The organism is Pseudomonas sp. P110(2024) (genome assembly GCF_057480795.1).
Map to the genome: position 1 here is coordinate 43,641 of NZ_JBLIYT010000001.1, position 17,419 is coordinate 61,059.

Sequence of the window (17,419 nt, forward strand, 5' to 3'; positions counted from 1 at the left end):
CGTCTACCTGAACGTTTCGAACGCGCCTTTCCTTCGCACCAGGTTCCCCGATGCAAGCACTCCTGCAAGAGATCCTCGACCACGTCCGCCCCCTGCTCGTCCAGGGCCAGGTGGCGCAATACATCCCCGCCCTCGCCCAGGTCGACCCGAACCAGCTGGGCATCGCCGTGCAGAGCCTGGACGGCCAGTTGCACTGCGCGGGCGATGCGCACACGCCGTTCTCGATCCAGAGCATCTCCAAGGTGTTCAGCCTGGTGCAGGCGATCAACCACAGCGGAGAGGACATCTGGTCGCGGCTGGGCTACGAGCCGTCGGGCCAGGCGTTCAATTCGCTGGTGCAGCTGGAGGTGGAGAAAGGCCGGCCCCGCAACCCGTTCATCAATGCCGGGGCGCTGGTGATCTGCGACATCAACCAGTCGCGCTATGCCACCCCCACCCTGTCGATGCGCGACTTCGTCCGCCGCCTGGCGGCCAACCCGCGCATCGTCAGCGACACCGTGGTGGCCGAGTCGGAATACCAGCACCGCGCGCGCAACGCGGCCATGGCCTACCTGATGCAGGCCTTCGGCAACTTCCACAACGATGTCGATGCGGTGCTGCGCAGCTACTTCCATCACTGCGCGCTGTCGATGAGCTGCGCCGACGTGGCCCGCGGCTTTGCCTTCCTGGCCAACAGCGGCTACTGCCCGCACAGCGGCGAGCAGGTGCTCAGCCCGCGCCAGGCGCAACAGGTCAATGCGATCATGGCCACCAGCGGGCTGTATGACGAGGCCGGCAACTTCGCCTACCGGGTCGGCCTGCCAGGCAAGAGCGGCGTGGGCGGCGGCATCGTCGCGGTGGTGCCGGGGCGCTACAGCATCTGCGTGTGGTCGCCGGCGCTGAACGCCTCGGGCAACTCGCTGGCAGGGCTGCGGGCGCTGGAGCTGCTGAGCGAGCGAATGACCGGGTCGGTGTTCTCGGCGGTCTAAGCGAGGGCGTTGCTGGCAAGCGCCTGGTTACACACATAACCTGCGTGGGAGCGGGCTTGCCCTGCGATGACGCCATGCCGAGGACTCGCCCCGCCCAGCGCTTGTTCGTACAAAGCCTAGAGTTCAATGTCCACAAACAGATCGTTAGACCGAGGAAAGACAGCGTTAAACCTCCAGCTGAGCGGCTTGTTTCGCCACTCTCCAGGCCAATGGCCCTTGCCATAATTGAAAATGATGTCTGGACAGTTATTTCTGCTCAGCAACAAAGCGATCAGATCAAAGTCAGGGTGGTTATGCTTCGCGCCACTCGTGCTGATCAAGAATCGCCGACAGTTGATCCTGTCCAGCAAATCCCGGTCTGTGTTGCGCTTGCTGCCATGGTGGGAAACCTTCAAAAGGTCAATGGGTCTTAGACCGGGCAGATGCATCTTGAGACCGCTGGTGACCACTGAAGCTAATGCATCGGCCGCCAGCAATACCCGCTTGTTGTCGAAGGTCAGAAGCAAAGCAATGCTACTTCGATTGGGCGTCGATCCATCAGCGGTGAACCCCCCGATGCGGTAATCACGATAGTCATTCAGCGGCCAGCGATCATTCGGGCCTAATCTATCACCGTGCACTACGCCCTCATCGGGCGGCGGTGATTGAGGGTTCGTCCATACTCTGGCGAGCGCTTTCAAACCTGGCTCATCGGGAGAAAGCACACGCACTTCAAGCCCTCCTGGCAGGGTTACTGGCAAGACGCCCTGGTGGATCGCCCCTCCTTCGCCGCCCGCCCTGTCATTTGGAAAAGATGCATTCCAGGGTAATCCAAGGGATCGAATCAACCTGCTCAACTTATCGCCCTGCGCAGGGCCAAGTTTGTCCGCGGGCTGCAGGTGCTCGTAACCGTTGAACCAGACATCACCGATCTCAAGCCAGGACGGTTTCTGCTGCAACAGTTCGATCACGCCTTCGATGTGGTCAAGGTCATAATGCGTGACAACCAGTGCCTCAAGGCGAAGCCGGCCATTCACACCTTCTTCCCCGAGTACCTTTTTCAACACCTTCTGCAAGGTCTTAGAGGGATTTGCCGGACCACCGTCCACGAGAAGATGACGGACATGGCCATCGCTGGTGTAGCTGACCAGCAGCGAATCACCGTGGTCAACCTGTATAGACCTGACTCTGAACATGCTCATCTGACCTCCTTGCCCAGGGCGATATCGGCATCACCGAAGGCGACCACGGCAAGCCCCAGCGCCACGCCTTCGATCAACAACTGGCGGCGCAACGCACTGATGATCTCTCCAATATGAATGGTGCCCCATGCGCTGGCCGCCTGACGCAAGTGCTTGGCCAGATCACGGGCCACGCGGTTGGCATGGCGGCCGAGCACGCTGGTCATGGCCGCGATCACTACACTCGCACCACAGTTGCGCAAAATTGCCGGCAAACTGCTCCCGGGCATTTCGCCCAACCCAGTCGAGCACCCAATTGCGATCACCAGGGGAGCACCGCCTACATGCTGCTCGCTCATGCCGCCAAGTGAGAGTGAATCTTCCGCTCCTGTGTACAGCCAGTTTTTGTCCTTGTGCAGAATCATGAGCAACATCGAAGGTGATTCCAGCTCCAGCCTGTAAGTCCAATCCTCCCACGTTGCCACTCGCTTGACCGCAAGTGCTGTTTCAATCGTCTGGAGCCGCACGACCTCTTGTTCGACATCACCGTCCCAGAACTCATCGGCCCGGTCACTCGCCGTAAAGACCACCTTCGACAGGTCATCGATCCGATGCCTTCCGGGCTGTTCAACGGGAGGTCTGTTCCATAGGTTCGGCGCTTGTCCCGGCGTCCAGGAGTGCCGCTCAATGATGCCCGATATACCCAGGAACCCCATTGGGCATAGTTGCTCACGGGCCTTTCGGATTCCACAGCCTGGCTCGGCACTTCCTCGTTTGAGGCACGTCACGCGTTGACTACACAACGGAGCCTTTCTGGACGGTGGGATGGGCCCATCGTATAGATACTCGATCGGGAAGAACGCGTGATCTTGCGAAACCAGCTGCAAGCGCCCTTCACTGCCCGGCCACTGCGGTTCGCGCTCTATCAAAAATCGCTGAAGCAGCGCGCCGTCGTTTGCCAGGTCCATCATTAGTGGGGCCAGATCTGCATTGGCGTTATCCACTGCACTCTGCAACTTAAATAGCAGTTCTTTACGGGCCTCTGCGATTTCATCATCGCCCAACGGCACAAATAGCGGTTTCCCTGCTTGGGTGATGATAGAAACGCTGGGCTGATTCCCCAGACTTTCGTTGACCAGCAAGGCAAGGTCGAACGTCTTCTTTTCACGATGCAGCGGTGTGACCACATTCTCGATAAAGAAATTGATGGTTTCATTCGGCTTGGCCTGCAACCGGGCGGTTTGAAGGATTTGCGCGCCGTCGCATACCACAAAGCGCAGGTCGACCTCGCCACATCTCCCCTCCCGGATAAAGGTAACGACTCCTGACTCATCAGTCTTTGGCAAGTACAGCGAACGAGTCACGGGGGCTTGCCCAAACTCGAACAAATGGATCTGCAGCCCCTTGTAATCATCTACCCACTCGATTCTGTCTTCAGGGAATGTCGGGGTGCCGGATTGCAACGGCGTCTTTACCACAATCGCAAGATCCAACTCGACCTGGCCTGTTGTCGGCCAGTAATCGACTGGGTTCTGGCCCTGTCGGGCCGATGCAGTCAGCACCCTTTCGATCGGCGGGGACGGCCTCGGTTTCACTGTACGCCGAGGCCGAGAAACGGCCTCACTGGAGGGAGAATGCGGCCGAGTATCAGTCATTGGGCGCGAAACAGGAACGCGGTATTCCTCGACTGGCCGCTCTGTAACCTCCGGCGGCAACACCTTTGGCGGGGGCTCCTTGGGCGGCACGATGGGCGGCGTCTCCTTGACGAGCTCTTTCGATACGGAATCGATAACCCCAGGCGTAAGTTGATCCGGACCTGGATCGCGACGTACAGGGTCAGGAACCCTCCGTGCCTTGATCATTGAGTCTTCGGGAAAACCACCACGAACATTCATGAAGGATTGCGTAGAAGAAAGAACTTGGAACTGCAGACCACGCTCATCCGTTGCCTGCCTGACTGCCTGGACGAAGGTCATGCCTGCATAGGACCATAACCACAGCACACTATGTAGCCAACGAATGACGCCGTGGTTATCAGCGTTAATCTGCAACACACACTGTGCACTCAGGTCATCACGCAAACGGCTGACATGTGCGAGCACGCTACCCAGTGGATTGCCCTGAATGATGACCAGCCTTGCAGCAGTGACCGCACGCAAGGACTCGAGATTGCTGACTACGAGAATGTCGACCGCATCGTCACGACGCGTGGCCAGCTCCCAGGACAGTTGCTCCGACTCCCCCTCCAGTAGATTCTCTAAGGGTAAATCAGGACCAGCGGCCATATAGGATAGTGGTCGCTCCTTGTGAATACGCGGAAACCGAGGTTTGGCATTACGCTGCCATTCTGGAAAGACATAGCCCGGCCCCAACAGCAGGGAAAGCTCGCTTAAGACCGAGGCGATGGTGTCGGCTCCCCCCTCCCAATTCCATACCGATCTTGAAAGCTTGATCGCTGGCATCTCTCGCCACGACAAGTTCTCAAAAGCCCGACCAAGTGCGATGGCCCGCAGAGGATCGATCCACTGCTCCGCATCGAGCACGCTGGCATCGCCCCCCCAACTGACCGGCCCGTTGCGCCGAACAGCTTTCTCCAGGTGGACCGGTATCAGCGCTCGAGCATCCCACCACCCCCACTCACCGCGCTCCAGCAGGATACCCAATGCCGCACGTACTGCCGGCCCAAGCGAGGCGTACTCCTCTCCCAACCACAGGATGTCTTTTTCCTTTCGATTCATTCCTGGCGTCCTTCCATTCGACGCAACGCCGTGCCGTATCGAGTCGGCGTGGGTCGCAAAAGCAAAATTGGAGAGGAAGATAACGCTTAACGCTGGCCTAAAGCCATCTCTGCATCATTGATCGGACTACAAGCACCGCGCCCAAATGCAAAGCAACAAAAAGGGGCGCAAAGCGCCCCGGACCTCATTGGTGTGAATGGAAGACGTTCAGCCTTCGATACGCCCTTCGACCGTCACCGGCCCAACCTTCAGCTTGCCACCCTCCAGTGACGCGCTCGGCAGGCCAGCCTCCGGCAGCTTGGGCAGGTCGAGGGTGGCCTTGACCTGGTAGCCGAGCGGTTTCACATCGGCACCGAGCGTGGTACCGCCCTGCTCCACGCCCTTGACCTGCAGACCCAGCCCACGCTGTGCCGAGATGCCCGAACCCTGCGTAACCCCGGCCTTGCGCACGAACTCGCCCTGGGCATTGAACGACGGCGTGTAGTCGAAGCCTGGTTTCTCCTGGCCCTCCTTCGCCTCGCCCGGCTTGCCGGCCAGGCCCGCGCCCAGGTCGACCCGTACCGAGGTGGTGGTGTCCTGGCGTTCCGCGACCGTCAACCCGCCCGCCAGCTTGCCGCCGACCTGCTGGCCGTCGACCCGTGCGCCGCTGAGTTGCGCCGCACCGGCACTGTTCAGGGTCACATCGCCAGCGGTGATATGGCTGTTCTGCTGGGTGGTGGCCTGCAGATGGTCAACCTGCACCTTGCCGCCCAGGTCGAAGTCATGGGACGAGCTGACCTCTTGCCCCGCGTCCGCCGGCGTAGTGCGGCTCAGGTTGCTCCCGGCCTTCACCTCGACGCCCCAGTTGGTGCGGGCCTGAGTGGACTGCGCCGACTCCAGCGCCAGGCCACCCTCGCCTGCGCTGACGTTGACGCCCGTGGCACCGACCTGCGTACCCTGCAGATGCACCGACTGGCCGGCCAGGTCCACGTTGCCATGGCTGTTCAGCTGGCCGCCGGCCAGGGTCTGCGCGCGTTCGCTGGTCTGGCCCACATTGAAGTTGCCGCCCAGCTTGCCGCTCAGATCACGGCCTTGCTCACCGGTGGCAGCCTTGCCGCCGAGGTTGAGGCCGCCGCCCAGATGGCTGCCGCTGACAGTCCGGGTGTCGCTGGCGGCCTGCAGGTCGAGGGCGCCACCGGCCTTGAGTTCGACCGGGCCGTTCGCGTCGATGCGCGTGCCCTGCAGGGTCTGGTCGCCACCACTGCCCAGTCGCACCGGGCCGTTGCCGCTGATGCTCGCCACCTGGGCCTTGCTGTCGACACTGTGCTCGCCGGCATGGTCGAGCTGGAACCCGGCGCCCAGGTCGACCTTGTCGCCCACCGGCAAGGTGCCCACGGTCAACGAACCGCTGCCACCTAGGCTGCCGGTGTCGCGACGCGCCTGGTTGCTGGCCTGGTCCAGTGCCAGCTTGCCGCCAGTGTTGACCGCCACCGCGCCCTGGCCACCGTCGAGGCGGCTGCCTTCGAAGCGGGCATCGCCACCGACCTGGATGTTCAGGCCCTGGCTGCCACTGAAAGTACCGACCACGGCAGTGGATGTATCTTCGCTCAAGTGCTTGCTGCCACCGGAACCATTGGCGGTCACGTTGAGGTCTTCGCCGGTCTTGGTGTAGATCCGGGCGGACACATCGGCGTTCACCTGCTGCTCGCTGCGGCTGTGGGTGTTGCTGGCCGCGTCGGCCTGAAGCGAACCGGCCTTGATGTCCAGCGCGCCGCCGTTGGCGTTGTAGCGGGTGCCCTGGTCCTTCAGCGCACCGGCCACGTCCAGTTGCACACCCTGGCCATTGAACTGGCTGACCACCGCGGTGCCGGTCTGCTCGCCCTGTTGCTGGCTGGCATGGCCCACGGCCAGGTCGACGCCCAGGTTCGGCGTGCCAAGCTTACCCAGGGCGGCGGTCAGCGAAGTCTTGCCGTCCAGCACGTCCTTGACGTCATTAAGCGGCAGCTTGCCGTCGAGCGCATCCTTGACCGACACCTTGCCGTCCACCACATCCTTGACCGCCCCGGCGATCGGCCGGGCAATGTCCTTGTACTCGACGTTGACACCGACATCCGCCGTCCAGCTGCTCTGCTGATGGCTAGTGTTGGTGGTGTCGCGGGCCGCGCGGTTGTCCACCTGGCCTGCGCTGATGCTCAGGGTACCGGCGCTGTTCACCTGCGCGCCTTCGCTGGCCAGTGTGTCGGCCTTGATTTTCAAGCTGCCGGCGCTGTCGAGGCCGGTGGTCTTCGCCGTGGTGCTGCTCGAGGCGTCCTGCTGGGTGCCATGGGCGAAGTCGACCCCGGCGCCGGCACGGTCGAGGCCAGCGGTAAGGTAGACGCCACCGCCGGTGTGGCTGCTGTCGCGGGTCTCGCTGCGGCTGTCCTGCTCGGCCAGCAGCGACACCTGCTTGCCGACCAGGATGGTATCGCCCGCGGTGGACTTCACCGCGGCACCCTTGACGGTCAGGTCACCGCCGGCGGTCAACTGAACTTCGCTGCCGCTGAGGCTGGAACCCTGCTGGCTGACCTGGCTGCCACTGGTGCTCTGACGATCGCTCGCATAGCCGACGCCAGCACGATACTGCCCGGAGCCCGGCGCGGTTTCCTTGGCCGACGCAACGAAGCCACGGCTGCTGCTGGCGCTCTTGTGCTCTCGGGTGTCCTGGGCCGAGGCGACCTTCAGATCCCCCGCCGCATCAGCGTTCAGCGCACCGCTGGCCTTGACCGTCGAGCCGACCACGTCGATGCCCTCGGCGCTGCTCAGGCCGACGCTGCCACCGGCCACCAGCTCGCTGCGCACCGCGGTGCTTTCCCGGCTGTTCTGCTTGGCTTCGTTGTGGCTGACGCCGAAGAACTTGCTCTGCTGGTTCTGGCTGTCACGCTGGTCGGTGCGCGAGGCGTTGCTGATCTGCACCTGCTTGCCGGCGATGCGGATGTCCTGGCCACTGGTCAGCTGGGCACCTTCGGCCAGCACCGAGGCCTTGGCGTGCAGTGCGATGTCGCCACCCTTGAGCTGGCTGGTGACGCTGCGCTGGGTTTCGTTGCGGTTGTCCCAGTCGGCCTTCCAGAAACCCTTGGTGTGCTTGCCCTGGTCGGTCTGCACCTGGCGCTCGGTGGCGGCGGTCAGACGCAGGTCGGCGCCGCTGTCCAGGCTCAGCTTGCCGGGCGCCTCGAGGCTGGCGGCGCTGAGGGTGAGATCCTGGCCGGCGTTCAGCCCGGCATCACGCTGGGCCACGACCCGGGTGGCGTGCTCGCGGGTGTCGCTGTCGGTCTGGGTGCGCTGGTAGGTCTCCCAGTCGATGCCCAGCGCGCCGCTGCGCCAGTTCTCGCGTTTTTCCTGGAGCTTGCGGCTTTGCACGGTGCTCAGGGTGAGGTTGCGTCCGGCGTCGAGCTTCACATCGCGCCCGGCCACGTCGGCGGCGGCCAGGGTCAGGTCCTGGGCGCCACGCAGTTCGACATCACCCTGGCTGCTGCGCACGCCGGCACGGGTCGCTTCCAGCGAGTCGGCCACTGCAGCGCCGCTGACGTTCAGGTCTCCCGCCGAGTCGATGCGCACGCCGTCGCGGCCGTCGACCTGCCCCGGCCCAACCCGCACCCCGGCACCTTGCGCGGTGCTGACGATATTGATGCGTCCGGCCTGCATCGCGCCGAACAGGCTGGCGTCAATATGCTGCTCGCCACTGGCCGCGCCGCGGTCGACGACCTGGACTTGGCCACTGGCGTAGTCCACCTGGTTGCGGCCCACGGTGAGGTTGAGCTGGTCACGGGCATCCAGACGGCCCTGGCTGTCAATGCGCGGGGCGATCAGGTTGACCGAGCCGCCATCGTTGCGCAGGCCGGCGCCCTGCACCTGCAACTGGCCGCTGGCGTCCTGGGTGCCCAGGGCCTTGAGCCGGCCCGCGTCCAGTTCAGGGCGGCCCACCACCAGGCTGGCATTGGGCGCGTTGATGAAGCTGGCGCCGTTGACCGAAATGCCGTTGGGGTTGGCCAGCACGTAGTCGGCGGCGCGGCCGAAGATTTCCTGTGCGCCATTGATGGCGGAGGCGTTGCGGCTGACCACTTCGTTGAGGATCACGCTCGCCGCCTGGCCCTGGAACTGCGGGTTGGCCGCCAGCTCACCGGCCAGCTGCGAGTGGCCGGCCTGCAGGGCGTTGTTCAGCACCAGGCCCTGGCGGTCGACGTTGTAGTCGAGAAACTGGTTGTGCGACAGGCCCGCGCCGTTGGGCGCGACGATATTGACGATGGGCACGCCGCCCTGGGTCTGCAACTGTGCCGTGCCCCCGGGGCCGGGGGCGACCACGACGCCGCCGGCCAGCGCCTGGGGCAGGCTCGTGGCCAGGAACAGGCTGGCTATCGCCCAGCGCAGCTTGCCTTGCGGGGACAGGTTGAAGGTAAAAGGGGTCTTGGGCATAGGTCACTCTCCATGTCGGTACTGCTAATTCGGTGCGCTCAAATCTGCACGGCGGCCCTGAACAGCCAGACTTCGGGCTCGCGGTGGTAACCGCTGGGGGTGGTCAGGCTGCGCTGGTAGTCGACATCCAGCTGCAGGGCCTTCCAGCTCAGGTTCAGGCCCAGGCTCGCGCCGCTCAGGCGCTGGCTGGCAGCGCCGTGGTCGGCCTTGATCCAGCCGTGGTCCAGCCCCAGCCGCGGGGTGATGGTCAGCGGCCCCTGGGGCTGCAACGGCAGGCGCAGGGTGTTGCGCCACACCGCTCCGCTGGCCCCGGACAGGCTGCTGAGGCGGTAGCCGCGCACGGCGGAATCGTCGGTACCGAGCAACTGCTCGATGGCCGGCAGCGGGTCGGGGCTGTACTGCAGGTTGAGCTGGCTCTGCCACTGCCAGGCCTGGCCCAGCAGGTGGCCATTGCGCCACTGGCCGAGGCCGGCGCGGTACTTGCGAAACTGCGCCATGGGCAGGTCGGGCACTGGCCGATCGGCATCGTCGTCGGCGCCAAACCAGTGCAGTCCCTGGGCGTAGTTGAGGTCCAGGTTCCACACCGCGCTGTCGAGCCAGAACAGGTTGAGCCCGGCTTCGGCCACCGTCAGCGTCGGGCTCTGCACATCCAGGCGGACCTTGGCGAATTCGCTGTCGACGTCCTTGTGCGCCAGTTGCAGGCTGGCGCTCAGTTGATGGCGCTGGTCGCGCCACAGCACGCGCTCGCCGCGCAGGCTGAGCTGATCGGTGATGCCGGTGCTGTGCAGGGTCAAGGTGCTGAGCTTGATCGGCGAGCGGTACTCGGCATGGCTGGCGAACAGGCTGAAGGTCCAGTACCCATAGGGAATGGCGTAATACAGGCTGGCATTGCGGCTGTAGCGATCGCCCTGGTTGAGGGTATCGCTGGCCGACAGGCTGAGCAGGTCGTTGAGCGCCAGCGGGTTGTCCAGGCTCAGGCTGAGCACGCTGCGGTCGCGCCCCGTGCTGGCGCTGCCGAGATTGTCCAGGCCCAGGCCCACGGAAACCCGCGGTTGGCCGGCGCTGCGTGGGCGCAGGATGATCCGTGAGGCACCCGGCTGGCTGCCGGGGGCGATGTCGGCACTGAGGTCTACCGAACGCAGGCGATTGAGCTGGTCCAGGCCCTGCTCCAGGTCGCGCAGGTTCAGCGGCTCGCCGAGCATGCCGGGGAAGGCCCCGGCCAGGGACACCGGCAGGCGCTGGTCGGCCAGCTCGATGGCCTCCAGGTAGCCTTCGTCCACCAGGATGTCCAGCGACTGCCCGGCCGTCGGGGCGCTGCTCAGGTAGGGGCGGCTGGCGATATAGCCCTTTTCCAGGTACAGCGCGGTGATGCCCGCCAGCAGCTGGTTGATCTGCCCCACGCCCATGCACGCGGCCACCAGCGGGTCGATGCGGGCATCGAGGGTGGCACGGTCGATCAGCGTGACACCGCCGATGCGCACCCCGGCCAGCGGCCAGCAGCGCGCATCCGCAGCCGAGGCCTTGGGTGTCTGCGCAGTGTTGTCGGGTGCGGTGAATGCACCGCGTTGCAGTTGCCGGCGGCGTTGTTCCAACTGCAGTTGCTGCAGGTCGTGTTGCTGCTGTTGTTGTTGGCGCAGCACTTCCTGACCGGGCGTAAATGTCTCGGCATGCAGGTTGCCAACACACAGGCAAGCCAATGCGACAGACAGCGTTAATTGACGACGATCAACAGCAGACAGGTACGACATACAACACCCATTCGCAGGCAAAGGCACAGCGAGAATCGCAGTACTTGGAACTTCCCAGCACGGTCACCGAGGGTTATCGGCACACGCGCAATAACTTTAGAAAGTTGAGCGTTGTTTGTTGAAACGCTCGCGGAAAAGTTAACGACTGCTAATTACCACATGGCGCCAGGCATGACCGCATGGTCACTGGCTAGCCCGTGGCAGAGCGGGTAAAGGGGTTGACGAGATCTAATTGTCCAACAATCGAACTTGATGACTGTCTGGCCCCACGGTACTTGTAGACACGAACGGGAGACACCGGACTTTAGTCGTACGGGCGGGAGTGGAACAAGATTCTGCTTTGTCGGTAGATTGACCGAGAGACAAGTGGGTTGAAAATTGCGCAAAAGTTGCGCCATATAATTAAGAGCGATTTGCTCTGGAATGTATGTTTTCCAGGTGTTCGACGAGCGTATTGCAGCGCCTGCAAGATGGAGCGCCGCCCGCGCGGCGCATCGCGGGACAAGCCCGCTCCCACATCTGTTTCGGGCCAATCAGTCCTGTGCCAGTACCTGATCCGCCTTGTTGGTACGAAGCTGTTTCAGCATGGGCATCACTGACGTTTCACCTGTTTCAAGGTATGCGCCAAGGCGAACAGCGATAACCTAACAGGATTGGCTGGCCCGAAACAGATGTGGAAGCCTCCTTGCGCTGATCGGGTCGATCAACCATCCATACTCTTGGTCAGCGCTTCGCTGCCCTTGGGCGGGTAGACCACCTCTCGGGTGTCGAGGTCGCGAATCTCGGAGGTGATGGTGATGGTCATCGTCTCTCGCCCGGGCGGGCCGTTGATGGCATCGACGGTATCAAAGTCGACGATGTAGCGCTTGCCTGCACGGAACTCGACGTCGCGCGCGGTGAAACCGCATTTGCCGCCACCGGTCCCCAGCGCATTCATCGAGGCCCAGCACCAGCTCAGCGAGTGCTTGCCCGGCGTCAGCCGTAGCGCCTGCTTGCCCGCGATATCGAGGATCGAGCGGCGCCCGGCGCCTTCGAGCAACTGGTCATCGACATGGGTGGCCAGCAGCAGGCGATGGAACGGCACGCCCAGGGCGCGGTAACGGACGGTAGCGAAGTACACGACCGGTGCGTCGGCCTGGTTGCCGGACAGATCATAGGGCGTCATCGTCTCAGGCGCCCAGTCACCCTGGTACTCCTTGTAGTGGTAGTTGGAGCAGGCACCGAGCAGGCTGGCAAGTGACAGGGCTACAAGCGATTTGAGGCGGGACGACAGACGCATGGTTCTTCCTTGATGAATGCAGGCGCGAGGATAGCGGCTGCGTGCCCTTAAAATCAAAACGCTATCATCCTCGTCGATCACGCACTGCGGTGTATGCTTCGCGCAAAGCTCCACCCCTCCTGCCCCTGAAAGGACATCGTCATGCTCCGCCTGGACTGGCTGAAACACCATATGGCCCACAGCGACACCCTCGCCAAGTGGCTGCACCAACAGTTCCACTATGAGTACGCGGACGTGCCGCTGGCCGACTGGCAACGCGAATTCGCCGAAGGTCAGCACAACGGTCAATGGCAATGCCTGGTCGCCCTGGACGGCGACCGCCTGCTGGGCAGTGCCGCCCTGGCCAGCGACGACCTGCCCGGGCGCAGCGACCTCGGTCCCTGGCTGGCCTGCGTGTTCGTCGCCCCAGAGGCGCGCGGGCAAGGCCTGGCGGAGCGGCTGATCGAAGGTGTCTGCGAGCATGCCCGCAGCAACGCAGTCACCACGCTCTACCTGCATACCCACGACCAGGACGCTTACTACGCCAAGCGCGGCTGGACGCGCATGGAACCGTTCGAGGCCTGGGGGCATAGCCATTGGTTGATGTCTCGCACGCTCTGACCAGCGCCGCTCCTACAGAAATCGCGCATGGTTTACCCACGCAAATGACCCCGCAGGGAATTATTTAGCGCGCCGTTGTATCTGACCCTAGGTACAAGGCTGGCCAAACCATGGCCACGCCCCAAGCCTTCAAGGACAACGGCCCATGAAATCACGCAGGAAACCCGTCAAGCCCATCGGTTTGAAGGACATCACCATCGTCGACGACGCCAAGATGCGCAAGGCCATCACCGCCGCCGCCCTGGGCAATGCCATGGAGTGGTTCGACTTCGGTGTCTACGGCTTCGTCGCCTACGCCCTGGGCAAGGTGTTCTTCCCCAACGCCAGCCCCGGCGTGCAGATGATCGCCGCCCTGGCCACCTTCTCCGTGCCGTTCCTGATCCGTCCGCTGGGCGGGCTGTTCTTCGGCGCCCTGGGCGATCGCTACGGACGGCAGAAGGTGCTGGCCGCGACCATCGTGATCATGTCGCTGAGCACCTTCGCCATCGGCCTGATCCCCTCCTACGCCAGCATCGGCATCTGGGCGCCGATCCTGCTGTTGCTGGCGAAGATGGCCCAGGGCTTCTCGGTGGGCGGCGAATACACCGGAGCGTCGATCTTCGTCGCCGAGTACGCCCCGGACCGCAAGCGCGGCTTCCTTGGCAGCTGGTTGGACTTCGGCTCGATCGCCGGCTTCGTCCTTGGCGCCGGGGTGGTTGTGCTGATCTCGACGGTGCTTGGCGAGGAACAGTTCCTCGAATGGGGCTGGCGCCTGCCGTTCTTCCTGGCCCTGCCGCTGGGCCTGATCGGCCTGTACCTGCGCCACGCCCTGGAAGAAACCCCGGCGTTCCAGCAACACGTCGACAAGCTCGAACAAGGGGACCGCGAAGGCCTGGCCAGCGGCCCGAAGGTGTCGTTCAAGGAAGTCGCCACCCAGCACTGGCGCAGCCTCTTGACCTGCATCGGCGTGGTGATCGCCACCAACGTCACCTACTACATGCTGCTCACCTACATGCCCAGCTACCTCTCGCACAACCTGCACTACAGCGAGGACCACGGCGTGCTGATCATCATCGCGATCATGGTCGGGATGCTGTTCGTGCAGCCGATCATCGGCCTGCTCAGCGACAAGTGGGGACGCAAGCCGTTCATCATCATTGGCAGCGCTGGCCTGTTCCTGTTGGCGATCCCGGCGTTCATGCTGATCACCAGCGGCAAGCTGGCGGTGATCTTCGCAGGGCTGTTGATCCTCGCCGTGCTGCTGAACTTCTTCATCGGCGTGATGGCCTCGACCCTGCCGGCGATGTTCCCCACCCATATCCGCTACAGCGCCCTGGCCAGTGCCTTCAACATCTCGGTGCTGATCGCCGGCCTGACCCCGACCCTGGCCGCCTGGCTGGTGGAGACCACCGACAACCTGTACATGCCGGCCTACTACCTGATGGTCATTGCCGTGGTCGGCCTGCTCACCGGCCTGACCATGAAGGAGACCGCCAACCGCCCGCTGCGCGGCGCCGCCCCGGCCGCCTCGGATATCGAGGAAGCCCGCGAGTTGCTGCAGGAGCACCACGACAACATCGAGCAGAAGATCGAGGACATCGACGCACAGATCGCCGAGCTGGAGGCCCGGCGCCAGACGCTCGCACAACAGCATCCGCGCATCGATTGAAGGCTACTTGCGCATTCCGCCGGATTGCTTGCCTGATCCTCTGAATCTGTGGGGTGTATCGGTTGCGCAATGGGCCTCTGTGCTAGCGTTTCCGGATTGGGGAACAGCGTATTCCCCGCTTCCACAACCGATGATCAGCAGGTGAGCCCATGGAATTACGAATCAACCAGCAGACTTACCAGGTCGAGGCTGACGCCGACACGCCCTTGCTCTGGGTGATCCGCGACGATTTGGGCCTGACCGGCACCAAGTATGGCTGCGGCCTGGCCCAGTGCGGCGCCTGCTCGGTGCTGGTGGACGGCAACGTGGTGCGCGCCTGCGTCACCCCGGTGGCCGGCGTGGTCGGCCGCGAGATCACCACCATCGAGGCCATCGAGCACGATGCCGTGGGCAAACGCGTGGTCGCCGCCTGGGTCGAGCACCAGGTCGCCCAGTGCGGCTACTGCCAGTCCGGCCAGGTGATGGCGGCCACCGCGCTGCTCAAGCACACGCCCAAACCCAGCACTGCGCAGATCGACGCGGCGATGGTCAACCTGTGCCGCTGCGGCACCTACAACGCCATCCATGCCGCCGTGCAGGATCTCGCCGAAGGGGGTAAAGCCTGATGAGCACACGCATCGATACCCCCGAAGACTTACTCAAACTGCCCGCAGGTGAAACCGTCAACCTGTCGCGCCGGCGCTTTCTGGTCGGCACCACCGTGGGCGCGCTGGTGCTCGGCTTCGGCCTGCCAGTAGGCGCACCACGCGTACAGGCCGCCAGCGCCCCAGAGCGCGGTACCCAGGTGCCGGCCTTCCTGGAGCTGCGCCCGGACGGCAGCGTGCGCCTGCTCAGCCCATTCATGGAGGGCGGGCAAGGCGTCAACACCGCCATGGCGCAGATTGTCGGCGAAGAACTGGACCTCGATCCTGCCCGCTTCCTGGTCGAAAGCGCGCCCGCCGGCGAAGCCTACGTGGTGATGGAAAACGGCCTGCGCATCACCGGTGGCAGCATGTCGGTACGCATGAGCTACCCGACCATGCGCCGCCTCGGCGCCCTGGCCCGGGCCATGCTGCTGCAGGCCGGCGCCCAGCGGCTGGGCGTGCCGGTGAGCGAGCTGACCACCGAGCCGGGCAAGGTAGTGCATGCCGCTTCGGGCCGTTCGCTCGGCTACGGTGAACTGGCCGAAACGGCCATGGACCTGCCGGTGCCGGACCCCGCCAGCGTCACCTTGCGCGACCCCAGCCAGTTCCGCTGGATCGGCAAGCCGGTAAAGCGCCTCGACGCCTACGACAAGTCCACCGGCAAGGCCCTCTACAGCATCGACATCAAGGTCGACGGCATGCTCCACGCCGCCGTGCAGCATGCGCCGCGCCTGGGCATGAGCGTCGGCGGCCTGCGCAACGAGGAACAGGTCAAGGCCATGAAGGGCGTGCATTCGGTGCATCAGCTGCCCGGCGCGGTGGCCGTGGTCGCCGAACGCTGGTGGCACGCCAAGCGCGCCGTCGAAGCACTGCAGGTGGACTGGAAGGAGGCGGCTGCCGACAGCCAGGTGCGTGCGATGCCCGCCGATTTTTCCAGCGACGGCTGGCGCGACCACCTGGCCGCCCAGACCGGGCCAAGCCGTGACGAGGAAAACCAGGGCGACGTGGCAGGCGCCCTGGCAGGCGCCAAGACCACGGTCGAGGCCACCTACCACAACCAGTACCTCAACCATGCGCAGCTGGAGCCGCCCTCCGCCACCGCCCGTTTCAATCCCGACGGCAGCCTGGAGGTGTGGCTGCCGAACCAGGCCCAGGACATGTTCCGCGACGACATCGCCAAGCGCACCGGCCTGGACCCGGCGCGGATCACCCTGCACTCGCCGCTGCTCGGCGGCTTCTTCGGCCGCCACTTCCTGTACGACTCGGCCAACCCCTACCCACAGGCCATCGCCCTGGCCAAGGCCGTGGGTCGGCCGGTGAAGCTGATCTGGAGCCGCGAGGAGGAGTTCCTGCGCGATGCCATGCGGCCGATGGCCGTGGTCAAGTTCCGCGCCGGCCTGGACGAAAAAGGCCTGCCGGTGGCCATCGAGGCGATCAGCGCCACCGAAGGCCCGACCGAGTCGCTCGCCGGCAAGCAGGGCGACAAGGTCGACCCCACCGCCCTGGAAGGGCTGTCGGGCAAGGCCTACGCCATCGCCAACAAGCGCACCGCGCAGATCTATGTCAAAGGCCCGGCCATGCTCGGCTACTGGCGTTCGGTGGGCAACTCGCTGAACGACTTCTTCTACGAGTCGTTCCTCGATGAGCTGGCCGACAAGGGCGGCCACGATCCCTTCGAGCTGCGGCTGCAACTGCTGCAGGGCAACCCGCGCCTGACCACCCTGCTGCAGGCGGTGGGCGAGTTGTCCGGTGGCTGGAAACGCGGCCCGTTCACCGCCGAGGACGGCAGCAAGCGCGCCCGCGGCGTGGCCATGGCCTCGCCGTTCGGCTCGGAGGCGGCGGTGATCGCCGAAGTGTCGCTGGAGGGCGGCCAGGTCAGGGTGCACGACATCTGGCAGGCCATCGACCCGGGCAGCATCGTCAACCCGGCGATCATCGAGGCCCAGGTCAACAGCGCGGTGTCCCTGGGCCTGTCCCAGGTGCTGCTGGAGGAATCGGTGTGGCTCAACGGCATGCCACGGGCGCGCAACTACGACCTGTACCCGGTACTGCCGCCGTCGCGCATGGCCCGGGTGCATGTGCGCATCGTCGAGAGCGGGGCGAAGATGGGCGGCATCGGTGAGCCACCGCTGCCGGCGGTGGCGCCCGCGGTGGCCAACGCCGTGGCGCAGCTCACCGGCCAGCGCGTGCGCAGCATGCCCCTGAGCCGCCATACCTTCAGCTGACA

Annotated in this window: 10 protein-coding genes; 5 read left to right on the forward strand and 5 right to left on the reverse strand. The window is 64.3% G+C overall.

Going from position 1 to position 17,419, the window contains the following annotated elements; translation table 11 throughout:
- Window positions 1-50 precede the first annotated feature (50 nt).
- Window positions 51-968 carry a glutaminase B gene (glsB, locus tag AC25ND_RS00265; protein WP_028691427.1) on the forward strand — a complete coding sequence of 306 codons (918 nt, stop codon included), beginning with the start codon at window positions 51-53 and terminating at the stop codon, window positions 966-968.
- Window positions 969-1,084: 116 nt separating this feature from the next.
- Here glsB and AC25ND_RS00270 read toward each other — a convergent pair whose 3' ends face one another.
- The 5 genes from AC25ND_RS00270 to AC25ND_RS00290 all read right to left on the reverse strand — a co-directional run bounded on the left by AC25ND_RS00270 (window position 1,085) and on the right by AC25ND_RS00290 (window position 12,321).
- Window positions 1,085-2,149: a ComEC/Rec2 family competence protein gene (locus AC25ND_RS00270; protein ID WP_186595303.1), complete on the reverse strand. Its 1,065-nt coding sequence runs from the start codon at window positions 2,147-2,149 to the stop codon at window positions 1,085-1,087.
- Window positions 2,146-4,866 carry a hypothetical protein gene (locus AC25ND_RS00275; RefSeq protein ID WP_186595305.1) on the reverse strand — a complete coding sequence of 907 codons (2,721 nt, stop codon included), beginning with the start codon at window positions 4,864-4,866 and terminating at the stop codon, window positions 2,146-2,148. Before AC25ND_RS00275 ends, AC25ND_RS00270 begins: the two co-directional genes overlap by 4 nt.
- A gap of 207 nt (window positions 4,867-5,073) precedes the next feature.
- Window positions 5,074-9,294 carry a hemagglutinin repeat-containing protein gene (locus tag AC25ND_RS00280; RefSeq protein WP_236180545.1) on the reverse strand — a complete coding sequence of 1,407 codons (4,221 nt, stop codon included), beginning with the start codon at window positions 9,292-9,294 and terminating at the stop codon, window positions 5,074-5,076.
- Window positions 9,295-9,332: 38 nt separating this feature from the next.
- Complete coding sequence (locus AC25ND_RS00285) at window positions 9,333-11,042, reverse strand: ShlB/FhaC/HecB family hemolysin secretion/activation protein (RefSeq protein WP_062360974.1); 1,710 nt, start codon at window positions 11,040-11,042, stop codon at window positions 9,333-9,335.
- 703 nt (window positions 11,043-11,745) lie between these two features.
- Window positions 11,746-12,321 carry a hypothetical protein gene (locus AC25ND_RS00290; RefSeq protein WP_062360973.1) on the reverse strand — a complete coding sequence of 192 codons (576 nt, stop codon included), beginning with the start codon at window positions 12,319-12,321 and terminating at the stop codon, window positions 11,746-11,748.
- Between the two features lie 141 nt (window positions 12,322-12,462).
- Between AC25ND_RS00290 and AC25ND_RS00295 the strand changes: the two genes are divergently transcribed.
- The 4 genes from AC25ND_RS00295 (at window position 12,463) to AC25ND_RS00310 (ending at window position 17,417) form a co-directional block, all read left to right on the forward strand.
- Complete coding sequence (locus AC25ND_RS00295) at window positions 12,463-12,921, forward strand: GNAT family N-acetyltransferase (protein WP_062574459.1); 459 nt, start codon at window positions 12,463-12,465, stop codon at window positions 12,919-12,921.
- Window positions 12,922-13,066: 145 nt separating this feature from the next.
- On the forward strand, window positions 13,067-14,569 hold the full coding sequence (proP, locus tag AC25ND_RS00300) for a glycine betaine/L-proline transporter ProP (protein WP_028691421.1): 1,503 nt from the start codon (window positions 13,067-13,069) through the stop codon (window positions 14,567-14,569).
- A 149-nt stretch (window positions 14,570-14,718) separates the two neighbouring features.
- On the forward strand, window positions 14,719-15,174 hold the full coding sequence (locus AC25ND_RS00305; RefSeq protein ID WP_062360968.1) for a (2Fe-2S)-binding protein: 456 nt from the start codon (window positions 14,719-14,721) through the stop codon (window positions 15,172-15,174).
- Window positions 15,174-17,417: a xanthine dehydrogenase family protein molybdopterin-binding subunit gene (locus AC25ND_RS00310; RefSeq protein ID WP_186595309.1), complete on the forward strand. Its 2,244-nt coding sequence runs from the start codon at window positions 15,174-15,176 to the stop codon at window positions 17,415-17,417. Before AC25ND_RS00305 ends, AC25ND_RS00310 begins: the two co-directional genes overlap by 1 nt.
- Window positions 17,418-17,419: the final 2 nt, after the last annotated feature.

Coding starts and splice junctions, on each gene's coding strand:
- glsB (WP_028691427.1), top strand. CDS start 51: ATGCAAGCACTCCTGCAAGAGATCCTCGACCACGTCCGCCCCCTGCTC.
- AC25ND_RS00270 (WP_186595303.1), bottom strand. CDS start 2,149: ATGAGCATGTTCAGAGTCAGGTCTATACAGGTTGACCACGGTGATTCG.
- AC25ND_RS00275 (WP_186595305.1), bottom strand. CDS start 4,866: ATGAATCGAAAGGAAAAAGACATCCTGTGGTTGGGAGAGGAGTACGCC.
- AC25ND_RS00280 (WP_236180545.1), bottom strand. CDS start 9,294: ATGCCCAAGACCCCTTTTACCTTCAACCTGTCCCCGCAAGGCAAGCTG.
- AC25ND_RS00285 (WP_062360974.1), bottom strand. CDS start 11,042: ATGTCGTACCTGTCTGCTGTTGATCGTCGTCAATTAACGCTGTCTGTC.
- AC25ND_RS00290 (WP_062360973.1), bottom strand. CDS start 12,321: ATGCGTCTGTCGTCCCGCCTCAAATCGCTTGTAGCCCTGTCACTTGCC.
- AC25ND_RS00295 (WP_062574459.1), top strand. CDS start 12,463: ATGCTCCGCCTGGACTGGCTGAAACACCATATGGCCCACAGCGACACC.
- proP (WP_028691421.1), top strand. CDS start 13,067: ATGAAATCACGCAGGAAACCCGTCAAGCCCATCGGTTTGAAGGACATC.
- AC25ND_RS00305 (WP_062360968.1), top strand. CDS start 14,719: ATGGAATTACGAATCAACCAGCAGACTTACCAGGTCGAGGCTGACGCC.
- AC25ND_RS00310 (WP_186595309.1), top strand. CDS start 15,174: ATGAGCACACGCATCGATACCCCCGAAGACTTACTCAAACTGCCCGCA.